The following is a 19,686-nucleotide window of genomic DNA, read 5'->3' on the forward strand; positions in this document are numbered from 1 at the left end:
CGTGGTGGGTGGAGCGGGCGGAGGAGGGAGGGGCCGGTCCCGGTCAGCGGGCGATGGTGTGGCGCGGGCGCGAGCGGTGCTGACGCGGACGTCGCGCTCCCTGGAGCAGCCGATCGGGTCCGGGTCCGATCAGGCCCGCCCTGAACAGCCCGTACGTGATGCGCTGCTGTGCGGCCGCCTCCAGTTCGTCGCGGAGGGCGCCGTCGCGCAGCAGTGCGGAGGGGCCCAGCAGGCTCTCGACGACGGCCAGCGCACCGGCGGTGTCGCCGTGGTCCAGGCGTTCGCGTACGCCGGTGAGGCAGTCGGGACGGCGGTGCGCCGCGTCGATCGCCTGGAGGCAGGGCAGCGGGGTGCCGGTCAGGGCGGCCAGCAGTTCCTCCCGCCGGATCTCGGCCGGATCGTGGTCGAGCGGGACGAGCACCCCGTCGACCAGGCCGATCCGGTGCCGGGCTCCGCGGCACTCGACGAGGTCCGGGCGTCCTGCCCGGTCGGGGATCCGGGACGGACCGGCCGGCGTGTGCGTGGGTACGAGTGCGGAAGCGACCAGCGGGTGCAGCCGGTCGGGCCCGACCGCACCGGTGCGGAGCAGTTCCAGGTCGGGCAGTGCCCAGGTCGCCGCGTCGGGCAGGACCGGCGGCGGGCCCGTGCCGGCATCCGTGGAGGCTGCCGGGACCCGCAGGGCGGGCGGCCCGATGCCGTCACGGTCCTCGACCAGGTCCAGGTCCAGCCGGTGCCGGGTCCCGATCCGCACGGTGACGGTACGGGTTCCGGTGCCGGTGCCGGTGCCGGTGGCCGAACCACTGCCGCCGGAACGCCCCTCGGCCTGCAGCAGGATCGCCGCCTCGGCCGCCCACCGCTCAACGGCACAGCGGTGCCCCCGCGGAACGAGCCGCAGCACGTCCGGGTCGACTGCGGGGATGTCACCGCCGGGGGGTGGGTCGGCCGCGTGCCGGATCCGGAGTTCGCCGGTCCGGCGCGCGTCCCAGAGGTGGCGGTGCAGGTCAAGGCGGTACCTCGGGTTGGGGCGCGGGTGCGGATGTCGGCGGGTGCCGGCATCGTCGCGGGATCCGTCCCACAGCGCGAGGCTGATGCGCTGACCGGCGTCGGCCCAAGCGGGCACGGTCCGGGCCACGAGGTGGACCGGTCCTGCACCATCCCCTCCTGCGGGGTGGTACCGGGCCAGGGTGAGGGTCAGGCCCGGGCGCAGGAGCCCGTCGGGAGCGATCCTGGGCATGTGCCAGCGCAGCAGGTCGCCGGCCAGGTGGCGGAGGTCGGCCCGGAGCCGGGCCGCGAGGTCGCGCCCGTGGGCACGCGCCACGGAACGCAAATCGAAGTCGACGTCGATGCCTGCGGCAGCGCACGCCCCGGCCCAGTCCCCGGCAAGGCGGCGGGCGGTCGCAGTCTCGATCATGGAGGGCGGCACGGCGAACTCGCGCACGCGCAGCCAGAGGGAAAGGCGGGAATCCCCGTTCGCGGTGTGGGTGGGCATCAGCACTCACCTTGCGCGGACGGGTCCCCCGATCTGTGAGCAGAAGGAGTGATCATCGCGCCGACCATACCGGCCCCCGCGTGGATCTGCCAGGTGGTTTGCCGGGCCGGGGCGCCGTGCTGACCACCGCCGCCGTCCTCCACCTCGTCGACACCGGCTACACGACCGGCGACGTGCTCGTGATGGACGGCGGGCGCCACATCGCCTGATCACCCTGCGGCAACGGCCGGCCAGGTGTCAGCGCTTCGGCGCGGGAGGCAGTTCGGCGTGCCTGACCGTGTAGCCGCCCTTGGTCACCGGGGCGTACGGCGCGGGAGCCATGCAGGTGCCGACAGGGGCTTCCGCGGGAGCAGCATCGCCGCCGGGCAGCAGGTTCACACCGTTCCAGGAGAAGCCCACGCGGTCGTCGGAGCGCCCCTTGTCCTTGCCGCCGTCGTAGACGCTGAACCCGACCCGCTTGCCGAGGTCGTCCGGGCCGCCCGGGCTCACCTTGGTGATGACCGCCGTCAGCGTCGCCGTGTGGGGGCCGGTGACCAGGCAGTCCACGCGGCCTTCGGACGTGTACGTCGTGTTCCGCTCGGCGGAGTAGTGGGACACCGTGACCGTGCCCCGGGCATCGGTCGGAAGCCCTGTGGGAATCCCGGGCAACGGCACGCTGTACGGGGCCGCGTGCGCGTCGAAGGTGAACGAGCGGACGTCATGGTCCTGGTAGTAGGGAAGGACGAACACCGCGCTCCCCGTGACGCTCGCGTACGCGGTCTTGTCCAAACGCTGCTCGGCGGAGGCGACGGGGGCGGCGCTCAGCGGTAAGCCGACGAGGAGGGCGGCGAGTACGGCGGGGAGGGCCAACGTCCTCGGACGGAGGAGGGAAGTCATTGCGGTCTCCTTGTGATGGGGCCCGTTGACCGGGCAGCCTCATCCTCCCGCCCGTCCCCGTCCGGGCCATCCGCCGCGATCCGTAACTCACCCCGGGTCCGTCTCAGACCGGGGACCGAGCGGCGTCAGCCTCGGGTCGCACACGCCGCTCTGGAGGACCATGGGGTGAGCTCGAGCTCGCGACACGGAGAGATGATCTTCGTGTGGCTGGTGTGATCACGGCGCCGGAGCCCTGCCGGTCAGCCTCGTTCACCGGGTCGAACCAGCACAGTTCAGACGTGAACACTCCGTGGCCGTACCTGACACAGGGCCAGGCGGCTTCGGGCCTTGGCCCGCCGATGCCGGAGACGGCTGCAGGATCTTCAACTTGTGGTCACGCAGGAAGGTGGGGATCTCGTCGCGGGTCGGGTGGTTCGGCAGGGGTGCGGGCTGGTCCTGGAGGAATCCGGTGATGACGGCGGCGGCTCGGTCGTTGTTGTCGTCAAGGCCGTTCCACATGTGGTGTCCGACTGCCGGCATGTACTGCGTGCGCTGGATCGCGGGGTCTTCGGCAAGGACGGCGGTCGTCCATTGACGGACCTGGGAGGAGCACTCGGCGACCATCGGCATCGCGGGGGTCTGGGAGCGCCTCAGTTGCGGGGCGATGGAGGGTGAGTCCTTGACCGTCTGCTGGACGCGGAGGCTGGCGGCCGGGCTGAAGGAGAAGTTCTGTGCGGTGTCCTCAGTCGGGATGCGGTGCGCGTCGCGCGCGCAGTAGCCGGATGCGGTGTCGCTGCCGAGGTCGGCGGCGGTGAACGCGTTGCCTCCCTCGGCCTGTCCGATCAGCCCGGTGTCGGGGGTGAGGAGTCCGAGTCGCATGAGGCCGAATGCGGTGGCGTACCGCGGGATGCGTGTCGACCGCGGTCCGGTCATGGTCGGCGCGAGGCCGCGCGCAGATGGCCGGCCCCGGTGCCCGGTCATCTGCGCGGTGGGGCCGTCCATCGGGCCGGGCTCGGCGATGATCGCCCGGTGCAGGTGTGCAGCGACGCGCGGGTCGGCAAGGGCTCGTGTGAGCACGACCGCGCCTGAGGAAAATCCGAGGATGTCGACGCTGCCCTTGTCCAGGTGATCGACGAAAGCGGCGAGGTCGCGGACCACCTGGTCCGCCGCCGGCCTGTTCGTAGGCGTGGACGTCGTAGCCCTGCCGCGCCAGGAGCTGCAGGAACCGGTGGTCGAGAACCGAGATGCCGCGAACCGGCCCGCCGTTGAGGTACACGAACGGAATGGGGTGTCGGGCGTCGTCGTTCGCGGGCGGGTAGTGATACACCGCGACCCGGCTGCCTGTGGCCAGGCTCCAGTACTGCGTGGCCACGAATGGCAGGGCGGGCGGATACCGCCGGGCCGTGGGCACGCTCGGGATGCAGACCGACGCCGTCAGCGCCGCCGCGACGGCCACGGGCAGGAACGGCACGAGCCGCGCCGCCCGGGTACGACGCCGACCCCGCCACAGTGCGGCGTGCGGTGCGCGACAGAGCCGTCGCCGGCCTGTTCCGGGCCCTGACGGCGGCGGCGATCTCCGAGGATCCCCTCACCGACATCCACGCACTGGCCGCCGCGTACCGACGATGGGGTCGCGAACACAGCCACCTGTACTCCGTGCTCTTCGGTGGAGTGCAATCCTTCACGCCGTCAGGAGCAGTCGGTACCACTGACCCCGTCCGGCCGCTCCTCGCGGCGATCGATCGCGCCGTGACAGCGTCCGTCCTCGACGGCGAAGCGACGGCGATCGCCGTCTCACTCCGGGTGGCCCTGCACGGGCTTGTGACACTCGAACTCGCCCGGACCCTCGACGCCCCCACAGCAGAAGCCGCATTCCGACCGACGATCCTCGCCAGGCTGCGCGGCTGGAGGCGCCGGCCCTGAGGCGACGCCGTTCCGCGTACGTCAGGGACGTGGGGTGTCGGGGATGACGGGCAACGGCTCTTTTCCGGCCTAGCGTTGAAGTCGCGATCTTGCAGTGGCTCGCCGTGGCGTCCGCTGTGTCAAACACGGGATCGTCAGCGGATGGATAAGGGGATTGCGGGCCGGCGACGGCGTCCGCGAGGGTCACGGCCAGGTCTCCGTTTGTATGTAGTGTGCGGAAATGACAAGAAGCGAGCGACTCGCGGACCAGCTGGACTGGTACTGGCACAAGAACCTACGGCCGCGGCTGGACGGTCTTACCGATGAGGAGTACTTCTGGGAGCCGGTGCGCGGCTGCTGGAGTATCCGCCCACGTGGCACGTCGGCCGCACCGATGTCGGCAGGTTCGGGGGAATGGACGATGGACTTCGCGTCCCCTGGCCCGGAGCCGGCGCCGGTGACCACGGCTGCCTGGCGGCTGGCGCACATCATCGTCTCGTGCCTGGGCTATCGGGTCGGATGGTACTTCGGCGGCCAGGACGTCGACTCCGAGACATTCGCCTATGCGGGGACCGCTGACGAGGCGCTAAAGCAGCTCGATGAGGTGTATGGGAGATGGAACGCGGGGGTCCGCGAACTCTCGGACACTGACCTGGAGAATCCGCCCACGGTGGGTCCCGAGCGGTTTCCCATGGAGAACAGGGTCCTGCACGTCAACAGGGAGCTGATCCATCACGGCGCCGAGATTTCCCTGCTGCGCGACCTCTACCGCTGGCAGCACGGAGCCGTACCGCGCCGAATATGACTTTCCGGTAACCGGCGATCGAGCTTCGGAAACCTACGTGGACTCCGTGACGCTCCGTGGCTGCGAGCTTCATTGAGTACGGCCCCGCCCGGGGCGGGGCCGGTAGTTGCTTCAGTGGTCAGCCTTGAGGCCCGGGTCTTCCCGCATCCGGTTGGAGCGGCGGCGCGTTGTCGGTGAAGATGGGCATGCCCACGTCGACCAGCTGTGGCCGACCGTCGGCGGGGGTGCGCTTGAGGCTGTGCAGCTTGGCGGTGGCGGCGGCGAGGCTGACCTGGAGTCCTTCGACTTCTCCCAGCCAGCCGTTGGCGCGGGCCTCGCGGACACGTTCGCGGAGGTTCTGGATGATCTCGATGAGCCGGGATCGCTGCCGCGGGTCGATCTGGAGAACTGGGCAGCGGTGCAGGCGTGTTCGTGCTTGCAGGGGGTTCCGTAGGGGCGCCTGCAGGTGCCCAGGGAAACCTTGCGCAGCTCGAAGTGCTGCTGGAAGTCGCGCCACTCCTGCTCGGTGGGTTCCCGGTACTCTTCGACGGGACGTTCGGCCCGGCGGCGGTCGAGGAAGCCGCAGTAGGTGCGGATCAGGTCGTCCTGGAAGACCGCGAGATATGCCTGAGTGGTCGTCAGGGTATTGTGTCCGAGGATGCGGGCGGCGATGTGGACGGGCAGCCCGCCGGTGACAGCCTCGGTCGCGAACATCCTCCGGAAGTCGTGGGGCGTGACGCGCAGAGGGTTGCCGGCCTGGTCGCACAGTCCCATCCGTTTCAGGGTCTTGCGGAGCAGGCGGGAGACCGTGTTCTGGCCCATGACCTGTGCCTGCAAGTAGTGGCGGCGCTGGAAGAGGTACGGCAGCACCGGCCCGGTGACGCGTTCGTGGTCGTCGTAGCGGGCGAGGAGCGGGATCTTTCCACCGTTGGCGTCCCGGAGGCGTTTGATGATCGTGGCCAGGACGCTGGCCAGTTCCGGGCTGACCAGCAGGAGTCGTTCCTCGTTGCTCTTGGACGGCACGATCTGCAGCAGCGGGACGATCTCGCCGGTGTCCGGGAGCTTGTAGGAGACCAGTGCGAGGTGCGTGATCTCGGTGAGTTCCTCGACGCGTACCCCGGTGTGCCGCAGGGTCTCGATGACGGCCCAGGCCCAGAACGCCTCGTCCTCGGCATGCTCTGGTTGATCCGCTTGATGCTGCCCTCGGCCTGGATGTAGACGTGCGGGGTGACGTGGTCGGGGCGGCTGGTGACCTTGTGGGCGGCGGGCAGGACCCGCAGGTAGCGGGTGCCCTCATGGTCGAAGTACTCGTCGAACGGGGTGGCCCTCGCGGCCGCCAGCAGCACGGCGGTCTCGTCCCGCTCTCGCTCAGCAGCTTCGACCAGGTGTCCGAGGTGGGGGAGCCGCTCGCGGACACGCTGGTGCATCCGGGCCTGGGTCTGGGCCACGGCCTTGAGGTTGCCCGCGCCGTCGCCGCCGCGGATCGGGCTGGGGCAGGCCCACTGAGCCCAGAACGGATCTTCGTGCGCCCATTCCTGGATGTCGAGGTAGAAGTCGCGGATGCGCATCATGACGTCGTAGCGGGAGCGGCGCTCCACCACCTCGCCGCTCTTGTTGACGTAGGTGAGCAGCCGCTGCTTCCAGCCGTCGACCACTTCCTCGGGCAGGCGGAGGGTGTCGATGCCGGGGTGGTGGGCCTCGATGTCGGCCCAGAACACGCCGGCCAGCTCACGGGCCAGGCCGACGAAGGTGCCGTAGTCGACGCCGGGGCGGCGCTCTTCGAGGTAGCGGACCAGCAGGTTGCGCACGGGTGTGCTCTGGAGGTTGTAGAAGTCGACCAGTTCGGCGGTGGGCCGCTGGCCGTGCCGCAGCGCGTCCTTGAGGGTGTCCTTGGAGTGGATCACCCCGGCGCCGCGCAGCAGGTCCCAGGCACTGTGGGTGCCGTCGAAGGAGTAGCCGATGGCCCGCCGCCCCCAGGCCCGTGCCTCGAAGACGTCCTCGGCAGTGAGCTGGTCGAGGTCGCGGCCGGTGTGCAGGATCATCTTGGAGATCACGCGCAGGCCCTCGTCGACGTGCCGGCCGGTCATGCCCAGCTCGCTGGCGTGGCGGCGCATCTGCTCCAGCGTCCCGGGCCGGAACATGCGCTGGACGTCCTTGAGCAGCGCCATGGCCTTGTAGTTGCGCATGAACTCGTAGTCGGGCAGCACGATGCGGCTGATGAACATGCTGTTCAAGCCGCTGATCAGCGTTGATCGGCGCCCCTGGTAGCTGTGGCCGTTGTCGGTCCGGGCGAGCACCTGCTCGATCCAGTCCTTGCCGCAGTCGGCGTCGGCCGCCCTCCAGCGGGCCTGCCAGCCGTCCCCGGCGTGCGTGAGGAGCCAGTCGAGGACCTGCCCGGCCCCGATCAGGCGGTTGCAGCCCAGCATCCGGCCGTTGGTGTAGTCCTGCGCCGGCCAGACTGGGGAGAGGCAGCAGGGCCAGGACGTCGTTGCGCCCCAGATACTCGTGGGGGCCGACGCGCTTCTCGTCCGCCTTCACGTCGTGTGCGACGAACAGGCGCCGTTCGGGGGTGGGTCCGGTGCCCGCGAGCATCACGCGGTTGGCGCGGCGGCTCATGCCGCACCACCCCCGAACAGCACGTCCAGGTCGCTGGCTTCGTAGCCGCCCGCCACTGCCGGCGGCGGGAGTTTCGCCCGGTCCTTCACCTCGGCCAGATGCTCCTGAACACGGCGGATGACCTGAGCCTCCTCCTCCACCAAATACACGTCGGCGGTGGTGGAAAGGTGGGCGTGACCGAGGATGGTCTGCACGTCCCGCAGCGACAGGCTCTCGTCGCGTGCCATGCGCAGGGCCGCGGTATGCCGTAGGTCGTGCATCGACCAGTTGGTGCCCAGCAGCGCGTTGACCCGGCGGAACACCGCGCGCAGTGCCTCGTAGTTCATGGCCTGGTGGGCCAGCCCCTCGCCGTGGTCACGGCGGCGCAGGGTCCACCACAGCGGGGCCTGCGGGTCCAACGGCGGGCCTTCGGCCAGGTAGAGGCGGATCCAGATGAACGCCTCCGGACTGGCTGGCAGCCACTGCTCGGCGAGCGTTCCCTTGCGTACAACCTTCACGAGCTGGTCGCCCCAGTCGAGATCGACCCCGCGCACGCCCAGCAGCTCCGAGGTCGCGGGCGCCGTTGCTGACGGCCAAGGCCAGGATCGCCCGGTCCCGGTTCGAGCGCAGGGCCGCGAACAGCTCGTTCCACCGCTCGTCGGGCATCTGTCGCGGGCGCCGCTTGGGGACCTTCGGGTTGTAGCGCAGCCTCCCCTCGCCCCGGTAGGACTCCAGCGGGTTGTGGTGGGCGTGTGGCCGGCCGCCGGTCGGACCGCGCCAGCGGCACCGGGGTGACCAGTGGGCCGCCGCCGGTCTCGATCCAGAAGTCGTAGAAGCTGCGCAGCACCGCGTTGCTGTGCCGGATCGTCCGCGGCTTGTAGCGGTCGTCCAGGTACGTCTTCTTCGTGATCGGATTCGTGGTGCCCGCGGTCACGGCGGAATGTGTATGCGCCGACCTGCGCGGCTTCGTCGCGGCCCGGAGCCACAGGACGAAGTCCCGCACCTCTACCGAGGTCGCGCGGTTCCACTCGACGTCGACCACCCGCAGCCACCGCCACCAGCGCAGCAGGTCATAGGCGTAACTGCGCACGCTGCCAGTCCGGTTGTCCCGGGCGATGAAGTCGATGAGGAACCTGCGGACCGGCTGCACTACCTTCCCCTCCTCATCGAAGACCAGCCAGGGCACGTCGTCTGGCCGGCGCAGTCGGCGCCATCCGGGTCCTGAGATGCTCGGCGCATGCGGTTCCCCTGAGGGCCGGACCGCGACGAGACCGCCACGGTGACGTGACTGCACGGGCACTCAACCGACCTGCACTTCGGTGTTCTGGCATGCGTACAGCAGCCACCTCCCGTCATCCTGCTTGGTCATGACGTAGAGCGGAGCGCCTTCCGTGTCGCCCTCTGCCGAGTGGTAGACCTGGCGGACCTTGACGGCCGCCACATCCGGCCGCAGGAACTGCGTGTGCACTGCTTCGTAGGTGACCTCGCCGTCCCAGCTCGCGGCGGGCAGGACGGTGCGGGTGAACTCGGCGATCGCGTCGAGGCCGATGAGGACCTTGCCGTGGGCGGTCGTCCAGAGGGCGTCGGGGTGGAACAGCGCGAGGAATCCCTCCACGTCCTTGGCACGCTGGGCGCGCTCGACGGTGGCCACGACCTGTTCGATGGCTTCGGTGTCCGAGGTTTCTGTCGTCATACGGATCATCCTGGGACATCAAGCAAGCTTGAGGTCAAGGCCGCAGTCACGGAGATCACCCGGGCAAGTCGCGGCACGAACCTCGCAGTTGTCGGAGCGGCCGGCAGATGCCGCGAAACCGGAATCCGGTCGGCGGGAGCGCGCGGGGCGGTTCGTGTGCGTCAGCCGGCCGTGTCCGTGGACCTGGAGGGTACCCGGCGGCGGGCTGTGGGGCGACGGGCGTCGGCAACGGCCTCGGCCCCGATCTCGTCCGCTGTCGAGTCGCGGTATGCGACGGTGTCGTACTCGTCGTCGAGCTCGGCGAGTCGCCCCACCTGGGCGGGACGACACCGGGCGGCGGGCCTTCACCGCGGTGTGGCCGCAAGCGGCCGCCGAGCGTGCCGAAGCGATCGACCGTCGGATCCGGGAGCGGGACCGGCTGCCGCCGGCCGGCGCGCCCCTGGCGGTCAAGGCCACCGAGGGACTGCGCTCCCTCCAGACGGCCCGGCCGATCGCGGCGGGCTGCGTACCCGTGGGCGCGACGTCGACCTCAGCGCCGCCGGCGAGCCCGTCGGCCTCCAGCTGATCGCCCCGCACGGCCGCGAGGACGCCCTCCTGTCCGTCGCGGCGGCAGCCGGTGTCATGCGGATGCGCCGAGCAGCGCCGGTACCGGGTCGCCGGGTCTGACCGGAGACGGTCAGCACGACGGCCCTCCCGTGGGGAGTGCGGGAGGGCCGTGCGCCCGGGATTGGTCCGGAGCCACACCATATGCGCGGATACGCGCAATGCGACAGGCATATGACAACAGAAATTCGGGATGCGGCGTGCCCCGCGGTCGATGCGACTCAGCTCGCAGAGCCTGCACCACCCGAGGGTGACGCCACGCTGCGGGAACGCCTCGAACATGGCGACGTGAAGGCGATGAGCGCACACGTGCAGATGTCCCCCTGGGGAGTCCTCCTGGTGCTGGGATCAGTCGTGCTGGTGCTGGCGCGGTGGCTTCCGCTCCGGCTCCGGGGGCCGGTCACCGTCACCGCGGCGGCGGTCGTCGTGGTGTCCGGGGCGGCACTCGGCGTGCTCGGGCTGCGCTGGCAGATGGTGCCGGTGCCGGCCGGCGCGGCGGCCGCCGTCCCCTTCGCCCTGTCGCCGCTGCTGCCGCGGCGTACCGGGCGGGTGGCGCGCAGGGCTCCGTGGTGGCTCGCGCTGCCCAGGTCTTGGGTGTGCCCCGGCCTGATCGCCGCGGGCCCGGCCGCGGCCTGGGCCCTGCCCACGCCCGAGTTCGCCACGCAGCCTCGTCGCCCACCACCCCGACGGCCGCTGACGGCCGCGCCGGTCCATGGTCCCGATCGGCGGATGCGCGGCGGTCGCACCCCGAACACGCGATGTCCCGCCGTCCGTACTTCCCTCCGGCCGTTCGCCACGGCCGGTCCGGTCCCTCGCTGTCCTATCATCGCCCGGTGATACTCGACGCGGCCTTGGCCGACCTCAAGGGCCAGGGCATTTCCGAGGCGGGCGTGGAACGGGTCCTCGCCGCCCTGATCGACCAAGGCGTGTTCGTACCCGTCCTCGCCGACGGCTCGCCGTACTTCCTCCGCCACAACGCGGACGGTGGTCCGGCGCTGGTCGGCTGCGTCAGCGAGGCGGGCTGCACGGAACACCTGCCCGACGCCGTGGGCGGCGTCCGCTGCGACGGGGTACGGCTGATGGAGATCGCCCGGGAGACGGGCGCCGGGCAGCTGGTGCTGTTCGCCTCGGACGGGTCGTCGGTGGGCGTCCCCATCCCGGTCCTGTTCGGTGCCCTGGCCCGGCGAGGCGTGCGCGGCGACGGGCAGCGGATGAAACTGTCCTGGTCCACCCACCCGCTCGCCGTGGCCCTGCGCGACGCGGCTTTCCGCCGGCTGCGGGAGTTCCCGGACATCCACTGCGTCTGGGTCTCGCACGCCCGTTGGCTCGACACCGGCAGCGAACACCTCATGGTGCACATGGCCGTCGGCGAGGAGCTCCCTTCCCCGGCGTCACAGCGGTTCATGCAGACGCTGCTCACCGAGGAAGTGACGATCGGAGGGGACGACCCGATGGTCTCGGCGCTCGCGCTCCACCGTGTCACGCACGCGGCCACGATCTCCGACCTCGACAGGTTCGGGCTGGACACCATCCGGATCGACCACGCCACCGGGAGGATCGAGTTGATCTCCCGGGAGTACGACGACCCGGAGGCGGCCGAGGCCGCCCGTCGGGCCCTCGCCGAGCAGCGGAACGAGCACCGGAACGACGACCGGCAGGACGACCGGAACGACGGCCCGCAGGACGACCGGCAGGACGAGCAGCCTCCTCCGCGTCGTTGGTGGCGGCGGCGCGCCTGACGCGAGGGCGCCAAGTCCGGTGTGTGAACAGTCGGTTGATCTCCCGGGTGAAGCGGCCCCGCGGCGCATATGCTCCCCCCGTACGCCAGTACGTCACCGCGTCGTTACGCCGTGCATCCGAACGCCTCGCGAGCCGTAAGGGGACCGCCCCGTGAGTGTCCGAATCCAACCCTCCTCCCAGGTCGACGAGACGGCCGAACTCGGGGACGGGACCACGATCTGGGATCTGGCGCAGGTACGGGAGGACGCGCGGCTCGGGCGCGACTGCATCGTGGGGCGGGGGGCGTACGTCGGGCCCGGCGTGCGGATCGGCGACAACGTGAAGCTGCAGAACTACGCGCTCGTCTACGAGCCGGCCGAACTCGGCGACGGGGTGTTCATCGGCCCCGCCGCCGTACTCACCAACGATTTCTACCCGCGGGCGGTCGACCCCGACGGTCGGCAGAAGCGCGGCGGCGACTGGGAGGCCGCCGGTGTCGTGGTGGCCGAGGGGGCTTCGCTGGGGGCCCGGTCGGTGTGCGTGGCCGGGGTGCGCGTCGGGCGGTGGGCGCTGGTCGCGGCCGGCGCGGTCGTGTCCCGGGACGTACCGGACTTCGCACTGGTCGCAGGGGTACCGGCCCGCCGCATCGGCTGGGTGGGCCGGGCCGGGGTCCGCCTGGTGGAACACGAGGGCGAACCGGGCGTGTGGGAGTGTCCGCGCACCGGTGCGCTGCACGACGAGAAGGACGAAACCCTGCTCGAGCGGACCTGACGGTACGTCGGCAATTTAGGTCAGTGGCATTTCCTCAAAACCACAATCAACGAACACCCTTGGGCATACCTTGTCCCTGTACACGGGATCTGAGCAGGCAACAGGCTTTGTTCAGTGGGGGGTTGTACACGACGAGGGCATCGCGGACCAGCTCACGGCCGGCGCATCATGGCGCCCGCCCGACGCTGCCGTTCGCGTGTGCTCCGGTCCGGGGCATCGCTGGGGGGATCCAGTGGGCGGCCCCGGACGGTTCGTGCCATCGGGAGGATCACACCGCCGGCACGTGCGTCGTCATGCGCAGTCCCCTCCGCGGAACGACGACCGCCGGCTCTGTCCGAGGAGCGATCAGAGGGGGTAGGTGTGTTGGAGCCGTACAGCTCGGACATGCGAGGTGCGCGCAGCACACGGGAAGCCGGGGTGGGGACCCGGTGACCGCCGCACGATTAGAAGCACTGGCCCACGAGGACCCCTCGCTGCACGCGCTCGCCGAGCGGCTGCTCGCGCTGGCCGAGGTGGGACTGCCCGAGATGTACCTGCCGGGCTCCGACTCCTTCGTTTTCACCCGGGTGGGGACGGTCACCTCCGACGGCGTCCGCCACATGGAGGTGCGCGGTACCAGCACCCGGTACGCGGCCATCACCGCGCTGGGGGCGCGGTTCCTGCCCGAGGACCGGCAGCGCGCCCTGTTCGGCGGACACAGCGTCGAGGAGTACGCCGGTCTGCTCGTGGAGCGGCTGCCCTCGGTGACGAACCTCGGGGACGCGGCACTCATCGCCTGGGCCGCCGCCGAGACCGGCCACCCCAAGCTGGCGGACGCCCTCGCGCGGGTGGCCGCGCTGGACGCCCCCGGACGGCCGCAGTACACCGTCGAGGCGGCCTGGGTGCTCTCCGCCCTCGCCGCGGCCCGTACCGCGGTGGACGTGGAGGACCGCCTGGCGGCCGCCCGCGACCGCCTGCTGGGCGCCAGGACGGACGGCAGTCCGCTGTTCCCGCACGCCACCGGGCCGGGCCTGGTTCCCGGGTACCGCTCCCACGTGGCCTGCTTCGCCGACCAGACCTATCCGCTCCAGGCGCTGGCCCGGCTGCACGCGGGCGGACCGGACCCGGAGGCCCTCGCGGCCGCCGACGCCTGCGCCGCCCGTATCTGCGAACTGCAGGGGGACGGCGGGCAGTGGTGGTGGCACTACGACGCCCGCACGGGCGCAGTGGTGGAGGGCTACCCCGTCTACAGCGTGCACCAGCACGCCATGGCCCCGACCGCGCTCTTCGACCTGGCCGACGCGGGCGGCACCGACTTCGGCGCCGCCGTCCGCCGGGGGCTGCGCTGGATGACGGACGTGCCCGAGATCAGCGGGGCCTACGGCACCCCGCGCGAGCCCGTGATCCTCGAGAAGTACGGCGTCACCTGGCGCAAGGTGTACCGCGGCGACCCCGCGAAGGCCGTCCGCGCCGCCCGCGGACTCACCACCAAGGTGGCCCCGCGGGCACGACTGGCCCCGCTCGACCGGGTCTTCCGGCCCGTCGTGATCGACCGCGAGTGCAGGCCGTACGAGTTCGGCTGGCTGCTCCACGCCTGGCTCGGGGGGCCGCGGAGATGAACAGACGACAGTCCCTCTTCGGGGTCACGCTCGACGCCCTGACCATGGACGAGACCGTGCAGCGCTGCCTCGAGGCGGTACGGCGCGGTGAACAGATCGAGATCGGCATGGTCAACGCCGCCAAGCTGGTCAACATGCGGCGCGACCCCCGCCTCGCGGCGGCGGTCTCCGGCTGCGACCTCGTCCTGGCCGACGGCCAGGCGGTGGTGTGGGCCGGCCGCGTCCTCGGCGTCCGGCTGCCCGAACGGGTGGCGGGAATCGACCTGTTCATGCGGCTGCTGGCCGCCGCCGAGACCGCGGACGTCCCCGTCTACCTGCTCGGCGCCCGGCAGGACGTACTGGACCTGATGCTCCGCCGGATCGCCGAGCGCTTCCCGGCGCTGCGCGTGGCCGGCAGCCGCAACGGCTACTTCGACGACGCCGACCAGGCGGCGGTCGCCGACGCCGTCGCGGAGAGCGGAGCCCAGTTGCTGTTCCTCGGCATGACCTCGCCCAAGAAGGAGATCTTCACCGCCGGCTACGGCAAGCGCACCGGCGCCCACGTGGTGCACGGCGTCGGCGGCTCCTTCGACATCCTGGCCGGCATCACCAAGCGGGCCCCCGCGGTCTGGCAGCGCGTGGGCCTCGAATGGTTCTACCGCACCCTCCAGGAGCCGCGCCGCCTCGGCAGGCGCTACCTCACCACCAATACCGCCTTCCTCCTCATGACGGTCCGGGAACTCATCCGCCGTACACCGTCTGCCGGTTCCGCGAACAGGAGTCACTGATGCGCGTCGTCGTCGTGGGACAGGGATACGTCGGCCTCCCGCTGGCCATCAGGGCCGCCGAGGTCGGACACCAAGTGGTCGGGTACGACGTGGACGCCCGGCGGGTCAAGAGCCTCGCCGCCGGCGAGTCGTACGTGGAGGACGTCTCCTGCGAACGGCTGACCCGGGCGCTGGAGCGCGGCGCCTACCAGCCCAGCGAACTCGCACGCGACTGCGGCGGCTTCGACGTCGCGGTCGTCACGGTCCCGACCCCGTTACAGGACGGTGCCCCCGACCTGCGCTACATCGAGGAGTCGGCGCACACGCTGGCCCGCTTCCTGCGGCCGGGCGCCACCGTCGTCCTCGAATCCACCACCTACCCGGGCACCACCGAGGAGCTGTTCGGCCCGATCCTGGAGGACGGCTCGGGCCTCACCGCCGGCGCCGACTTCCACCTCGGCTACAGCCCGGAGCGCATCGACCCCGGCAACACCGTCTGGGGCTTCCAGCAGACGCCCAAGGTCGTGTCCGGCGTGGACGCGGCCTCGCTCAAGGCCGTGGAGGCCTTCTACGGGGGCCTCGTCGACAAGACGGTGCCGGTGCGCTCGCCCAAGGAGGCCGAGCTGGCGAAGCTGCTGGAGAACACCTTCCGGCACGTGAACATCGCCCTCGTCAACGAGATAGCCATGTTCGCCCGCCACCTCGACATCGACGTGTGGCAGGCCATCGAGGCGGCGTCCAGCAAGCCGTTCGGCTTCATGAAGTTCACTCCGGGCCCCGGGGTCGGCGGACACTGCCTGCCGATCGACCCGTCGTACCTGTCCTGGCGGGTCCAGCGCGAACTCGGCCAGAACTTCCGCTTCGTCGAGCTGGCCAACGACATCAACGGCCACATGCCCGAGTACGTCGCGCGCCGCGTCATCGACGCGCTCAATGCGAAGCGCCGCTCGGTCAACGGCTCCCGGATCCTGCTGCTGGGGCTGGCGTACAAGAAGAACACCGGCGATGCCCGGGAGTCGCCGGCCGTCCGCATCTCCCAGCTGCTGCTGGACATGGGTGCCAAGGTGCGCGCGGCCGACCCCCACGTGGTGGAGGGCCTCAAGGTCGACGCCCGCCTCGTGCGGGTCGAGCCGACCCGCAAGGAGCTGGCCGCCGCCGACGTGGTCGTCCTGCTCACCGACCACGACTCCTTCGACTACGCCATGATCACCGAGCACGCCTCCTTCGTACTCGACTGCCGCAACCGGCTCTCCGGACCCGCCGTGGAGGTGCTCTGACACCATGCCAAGGATCATCTGCGTGGCCGGAGCACGGCCCAACTACATGAAGATCAAACCGGTGATGGACGCACTGGAGCGCCGCGGCGCCGAGGTGGTCCTCGTCCACACCGGCCAGCACTACGACGAGTCCATGAACGACGTGTTCTTCCGCGACCTCGGTATCCGTCCCCCCGACCGGTACCTGGGCGCCGGGTCCGGCACCCACGCCCAGCAGACCGGCCGGGTGATGGCGGCCTTCGAGCCGCTGGTCGACGAGCTGGCCCCGGACGCGGTGGCGGTGGTCGGCGACATCAACTCCACGCTGGCCTGCGCCCTGGTCACCGCGAAGGCCGGCCCGCTGCTGGCCCATGTGGAGGCCGGCCTGCGCAGCCGGGACTGGAGCATGCCGGAGGAGGTCAACCGGGTCGCCACCGACCGCGTCAGCGACTACCTGCTGGCGCCCTCTCCCGACGCGGCCGCGAACCTCCGCTCGGAGGGGTACCGGGACGACCAGATCCACGTCGTCGGCAACGTCATGATCGACACCCTGTTCGCCAACCTGGACCGGGCCAGGGCCTCGGACGTCCTGGACCGGTACGGGCTCACCCGGGGCGGGTACGGCCTGGTCACCCTGCACCGGCCGGCCAACGTGGACGACCCCGGGGCGCTGCGCGGCCTGCTGAAGGCCCTGGGCGAGATCGCCGGCCGCTGCCCGCTGCTGCTTCCCGTGCACCCGCGGGCGGCGGAGCGGCTGGCCGGGATCGGCGTCCCCGGCGGTATCCGGATCGTGCCGGCCGCCGGGTACCTCGACTTCATCGCCCTGCAGGACTCCGCCCGTGTGGTGCTCACCGACTCCGGGGGCGTCCAGGAGGAGACCACCGCCCTCGGTGTGCCCTGCGTGACGCTGCGGGAGAACACCGAGCGGCCCATCACCGTCGAGGAGGGCACCAACATACTGGCGGGCACCGACCCGGAGCGCATCACGGCCACGGTCGACCGGGTGCTCGACGATCCGCCCGCGCCGCGCTGCCCCGAGCTCTGGGACGGCCGTGCGAGCGAGCGCATCGCCGGGGTCCTGCTGGACGGCGGGACCGCGCGGACCCGGCTGAGGCCCACCGGCCTCGCACCGGGCGGGGCGGCCGGAGCACCGTAGCGACGGGACCGGCCGGCGCATCAGAGCGGCCCCGCAACACGGAACCCAACACCCGCGGAACGCAACACCGCACGAACGCAACAACCGTAATCACCGCAATGAAAAGGCGGCGGCGCGTGGAGGACACGACGCCGCCGCGAGGGGGAAGACCATGGATCTCGCGGAGATCTGGCGGGTCATGCGCAGGCGCTGGTACGTGCTGCTGCCCGGACTGCTGCTCACGGCCGCGCTCATCGCAGGCGTGTACCTGCTGGTCCCGGTGGAGTACCGGTCACAGAGCACGGTGACGCTCCTGAACTCGAAGAAGGCCACGGTGGCCTTCGACGGCAACCCCTTCCTGAGCACCCAGGCCTCGCTCACCGGCATGGCCGACGGCCTGGCCCGCAACCTCAACTCCGACGACTCGAGGGCCGACCTCAAGTCCCAAGGGGTCACCGGGGAGTACGAGGCGAAGATCGCCGACAACGCCCAGGGGCCCTTCATGTGGCTGAGCGTCACCGGAACCGATCCGGCCGCCGTCCTGAAGTCGGACCAGGTCTTCACCGCCTACGCCGAGAAGCGGCTGCAGGAGTTCCAGGCCCAGCAGTCGGTGATGCCTGAGGCCATGATCCGCATGGCGACGATCGTCCCGCCCCAGAAGCCGCAGGCGCAGACCAAGACCCGGCTCCAGTACCTGATCATGGCGGGGGCGCTGGGCTTCGTACTCAGCCTGGTGGCCACCTTCTTCGTGGAGGCCCGCCGCCGCAGGTCGGGCAAGCCGGGCCGGCACCGGCCCGCATCGTCCGAGGCGGGCCCGTCCGAGGCGGGCCCGTCCGAGGCGGGCCCGTCCGAGGCGGGCCCGTCCGGGCCCGTGCCCGATGCCGCGGACTCCGGGGCGGGCGCCTCCCGTACCGCCCGGGCATCCGCCGGATCGCCGTGACCGGCCCGGGAACCGGGACCGGCACCGACACCGGTACCGGTGTCCAGGCCCCGCCCGAGGCGCCGTCGCTGGGGCGCAAGGTCGGCTCCGCCGCCCGGTGGAGCCTGGTCAACACCGTGGTCATGCGCCTCGGCAACTTCGTCACCGGCATCATCCTCGCCCGCTTCTTCCTCGGTCCCGAGGCCTGGGGCGTGTACGGGATCGCCCAGACGGTGCTGCTGGTCCTGCTCTCCGCCAACGAGCTCGGCGTCTCCCTCGCGATCGTGCGCTGGGAGGGCGACCCGCGCCGCTTCGCCCCGACCGTGCTCACCCTGAGCGCCTCCTCCAGCTGCCTGCTGTACGCCGTGCTGTTCACGGCGGCCCCCGCGGTGGCCCGCGTGCTCGGCTCGCCCGAGGCCGCGGGGATCCTGCGGGTGATGTGCGTGTGCGTGGTCCTCGACGGGCTGGCGCAGGTGCCCGCCGGTTTCCTCACCCGGGAGTTCGCGCAGGGCCGGCGGATGGCCATCGACGCCGTCAACTTCGTCCTCAGCACGGGGGTGACCCTGCTGCTGGCCGTCGAGGGCCGGGGCGCGATCAGCTTCGCCTGGGGCTCCGTGGCCGGCAACGCGGCCGCCCTCGCCGGGTGCTGCCTCGCCGCGCCCGGCACCCTGAGGTTCGGCTGGGACCGGGAACAGGCCCGGGCCCTGCTCCGCTTCGGGCTCCCGCTCGCCGGGGCCAGCATGCTCGCCCTCGGCGTCGTCAACGTGGACACCATGGTGGTGGGCTCCGCCCTGGACCAGCTGGCCCTCGGCTTCTACGTGCTCGCCTTCAACATCTCCGGCTGGCCCGTACGGATCATCTCCGAGGCGGCCCGCCGTGTCTCGTTCGCCGGATTCTCCCGGCTGGCCGGCTCGCCGGGAGCGCTGGCCGGCGGATTCGGCCGCGCCCTGGGCGTCGTGATGACGGGCACCGTCCCGCTGTGCGTCCTGCTGGCCGCCCTGGCCGCGCCGATCGTCGGGCTCGTCTACGGCGACCGCTGGCTGCCCGCGGCCGCCGCGCTGCCCTGGCTGATGGCGCTCGGCCTGGTCCGGATCGGCTGCGAACTGGCCTACGACTGCCTGGTCGCCATCGGCCGGCGCCGCTCGCTCATCGGCGTCCAGGGACTCTGGCTCGTCATCCTGGTCCCGGCCCTGGTGATCGGCGCCGGCGCCGGCGGGATCGTGGGAGTGGCCCAGGGGCACGTGCTGGTCGCGGGCGCGGTCGTGGTGCCGGTGTTCCTCTTCGCACTGCACCGCGGGGGCGTGGCCTTGCGAACCGTGGCGCGGGCCTGCGCCTGGCCCTTCCTCGGCGGCGCCGTCATGGCCGCCGTGGTGCTCGGCCTGGAGCGGCTCCTCGGCGACGGCCTCCTCGCGCTCCTCGCGACGGCGGCCGCGGGCACCCTGTGCTACGTCCTGTGCATCCTGCCGAGCCTCGGCTTCCTGCGCGGCACCCCGCCCGCCGGTACGGCCGCGGCGGCCGGGGGCTAGGGGGTGTCCGGCGGATCAGGGCCGGATAGCCCGGGTCGTCTGGTGCCGTGGATTGCAAGGCGGAGGAGGGAGCCAATGCGGAGTATTGGCGACCG

20 protein-coding genes are annotated in these 19,686 nt (G+C 71.4%); 13 read left to right on the plus strand and 7 right to left on the minus strand.

Features of this window, described 5'->3' with window-relative positions; all coding sequences use genetic code 11:
* Nucleotides 1-43: 43 nt before the first annotated feature.
* Nucleotides 44-1,489, minus strand: coding sequence for a hypothetical protein (locus AB0I68_RS22815; protein WP_363179183.1), 1,446 nt, complete (start codon nucleotides 1,487-1,489; stop codon nucleotides 44-46).
* 80 nt (nucleotides 1,490-1,569) lie between these two features.
* Between AB0I68_RS22815 and AB0I68_RS22820 the strand changes: the two genes are divergently transcribed.
* Nucleotides 1,570-1,698: a hypothetical protein gene (locus AB0I68_RS22820; RefSeq protein WP_363179184.1), complete on the plus strand. Its 129-nt coding sequence runs from the start codon at nucleotides 1,570-1,572 to the stop codon at nucleotides 1,696-1,698.
* Nucleotides 1,699-1,726: 28 nt separating this feature from the next.
* On the opposite strand, the gene AB0I68_RS22825 is transcribed toward AB0I68_RS22820, so the two are convergent.
* A complete protein-coding gene (locus tag AB0I68_RS22825) occupies nucleotides 1,727-2,365 on the minus strand; it encodes a hypothetical protein (RefSeq protein WP_363179185.1) in 639 nt (212 codons plus the stop codon).
* A 249-nt stretch (nucleotides 2,366-2,614) separates the two neighbouring features.
* Nucleotides 2,615-3,502: a hypothetical protein gene (locus tag AB0I68_RS22830; RefSeq protein WP_363179186.1), complete on the minus strand. Its 888-nt coding sequence runs from the start codon at nucleotides 3,500-3,502 to the stop codon at nucleotides 2,615-2,617.
* Nucleotides 3,503-3,865: 363 nt separating this feature from the next.
* On the opposite strand from AB0I68_RS22830, the gene AB0I68_RS22835 reads away from it, so the two are divergent.
* The gene (locus AB0I68_RS22835; RefSeq protein ID WP_363179187.1) at nucleotides 3,866-4,267 is read left to right on the plus strand and encodes a TetR-like C-terminal domain-containing protein; all 402 of its coding nucleotides are present in this window, start codon (nucleotides 3,866-3,868) and stop codon (nucleotides 4,265-4,267) included.
* A gap of 220 nt (nucleotides 4,268-4,487) precedes the next feature.
* Entirely contained in the window at nucleotides 4,488-5,051 is a 564-nt protein-coding gene (locus tag AB0I68_RS22840; protein ID WP_363179188.1) for a DinB family protein, read from the plus strand.
* Nucleotides 5,052-5,162: 111 nt separating this feature from the next.
* Here the strand turns inward: AB0I68_RS22840 and AB0I68_RS22845 are convergent, their stop codons facing one another.
* The 4 genes from AB0I68_RS22845 to AB0I68_RS22860 form a co-directional block, all read right to left on the minus strand.
* Entirely contained in the window at nucleotides 5,163-6,170 is a 1,008-nt protein-coding gene (locus AB0I68_RS22845; protein ID WP_363179205.1) for a site-specific integrase, read from the minus strand.
* A gap of 1,472 nt (nucleotides 6,171-7,642) precedes the next feature.
* Nucleotides 7,643-8,179 (minus strand): site-specific integrase, encoded by a 537-nt coding sequence (locus AB0I68_RS22850; protein ID WP_363179189.1) that lies wholly within the window; start codon nucleotides 8,177-8,179, stop codon nucleotides 7,643-7,645.
* The gene (locus tag AB0I68_RS22855; protein ID WP_363179190.1) at nucleotides 8,140-8,925 is read right to left on the minus strand and encodes a site-specific integrase; all 786 of its coding nucleotides are present in this window, start codon (nucleotides 8,923-8,925) and stop codon (nucleotides 8,140-8,142) included. The genes AB0I68_RS22850 and AB0I68_RS22855 overlap by 40 nt, the downstream gene beginning before the upstream one ends.
* The gene (locus tag AB0I68_RS22860) at nucleotides 8,926-9,327 is read right to left on the minus strand and encodes an SgcJ/EcaC family oxidoreductase (RefSeq protein WP_363179191.1); all 402 of its coding nucleotides are present in this window, start codon (nucleotides 9,325-9,327) and stop codon (nucleotides 8,926-8,928) included.
* A gap of 343 nt (nucleotides 9,328-9,670) precedes the next feature.
* Between AB0I68_RS22860 and AB0I68_RS22865 the strand changes: the two genes are divergently transcribed.
* The 10 genes from AB0I68_RS22865 to AB0I68_RS22910 all read left to right on the plus strand — a co-directional run bounded on the left by AB0I68_RS22865 (nucleotide 9,671) and on the right by AB0I68_RS22910 (nucleotide 19,591).
* The gene (locus AB0I68_RS22865) at nucleotides 9,671-9,883 is read left to right on the plus strand and encodes a hypothetical protein (protein WP_363179192.1); all 213 of its coding nucleotides are present in this window, start codon (nucleotides 9,671-9,673) and stop codon (nucleotides 9,881-9,883) included.
* 326 nt (nucleotides 9,884-10,209) lie between these two features.
* Nucleotides 10,210-10,758, plus strand: a complete 549-nt coding sequence (locus tag AB0I68_RS22870) for a hypothetical protein (protein WP_363179193.1) — start codon at nucleotides 10,210-10,212, stop codon at nucleotides 10,756-10,758.
* Nucleotides 10,755-11,660, plus strand: coding sequence for a hypothetical protein (locus AB0I68_RS22875; RefSeq protein WP_363179194.1), 906 nt, complete (start codon nucleotides 10,755-10,757; stop codon nucleotides 11,658-11,660). The genes AB0I68_RS22870 and AB0I68_RS22875 overlap by 4 nt, the downstream gene beginning before the upstream one ends.
* A gap of 151 nt (nucleotides 11,661-11,811) precedes the next feature.
* Nucleotides 11,812-12,411 (plus strand): acyltransferase, encoded by a 600-nt coding sequence (locus AB0I68_RS22880; RefSeq protein WP_363179195.1) that lies wholly within the window; start codon nucleotides 11,812-11,814, stop codon nucleotides 12,409-12,411.
* A 428-nt stretch (nucleotides 12,412-12,839) separates the two neighbouring features.
* Nucleotides 12,840-14,009, plus strand: coding sequence for a hypothetical protein (locus AB0I68_RS22885; RefSeq protein ID WP_363179196.1), 1,170 nt, complete (start codon nucleotides 12,840-12,842; stop codon nucleotides 14,007-14,009).
* Complete coding sequence (locus AB0I68_RS22890; RefSeq protein ID WP_363179197.1) at nucleotides 14,006-14,776, plus strand: WecB/TagA/CpsF family glycosyltransferase; 771 nt, start codon at nucleotides 14,006-14,008, stop codon at nucleotides 14,774-14,776. Before AB0I68_RS22885 ends, AB0I68_RS22890 begins: the two co-directional genes overlap by 4 nt.
* The gene (locus AB0I68_RS22895) at nucleotides 14,776-16,032 is read left to right on the plus strand and encodes a nucleotide sugar dehydrogenase (RefSeq protein WP_363179198.1); all 1,257 of its coding nucleotides are present in this window, start codon (nucleotides 14,776-14,778) and stop codon (nucleotides 16,030-16,032) included. The genes AB0I68_RS22890 and AB0I68_RS22895 overlap by 1 nt, the downstream gene beginning before the upstream one ends.
* Nucleotides 16,033-16,036: 4 nt before the next feature.
* Complete coding sequence (wecB, locus tag AB0I68_RS22900; RefSeq protein WP_363179199.1) at nucleotides 16,037-17,167, plus strand: UDP-N-acetylglucosamine 2-epimerase (non-hydrolyzing); 1,131 nt, start codon at nucleotides 16,037-16,039, stop codon at nucleotides 17,165-17,167.
* 151 nt (nucleotides 17,168-17,318) lie between these two features.
* Nucleotides 17,319-18,086: a chain length determinant protein gene (locus AB0I68_RS22905; RefSeq protein ID WP_363179200.1), complete on the plus strand. Its 768-nt coding sequence runs from the start codon at nucleotides 17,319-17,321 to the stop codon at nucleotides 18,084-18,086.
* Nucleotides 18,083-19,591, plus strand: a complete 1,509-nt coding sequence (locus AB0I68_RS22910) for an oligosaccharide flippase family protein (protein ID WP_363179201.1) — start codon at nucleotides 18,083-18,085, stop codon at nucleotides 19,589-19,591. Before AB0I68_RS22905 ends, AB0I68_RS22910 begins: the two co-directional genes overlap by 4 nt.
* Nucleotides 19,592-19,686: the final 95 nt, after the last annotated feature.

This window comes from Streptomyces sp. NPDC050448, from assembly GCF_040655295.1.
Classification (GTDB): domain Bacteria; phylum Actinomycetota; class Actinomycetes; order Streptomycetales; family Streptomycetaceae; genus Streptomyces.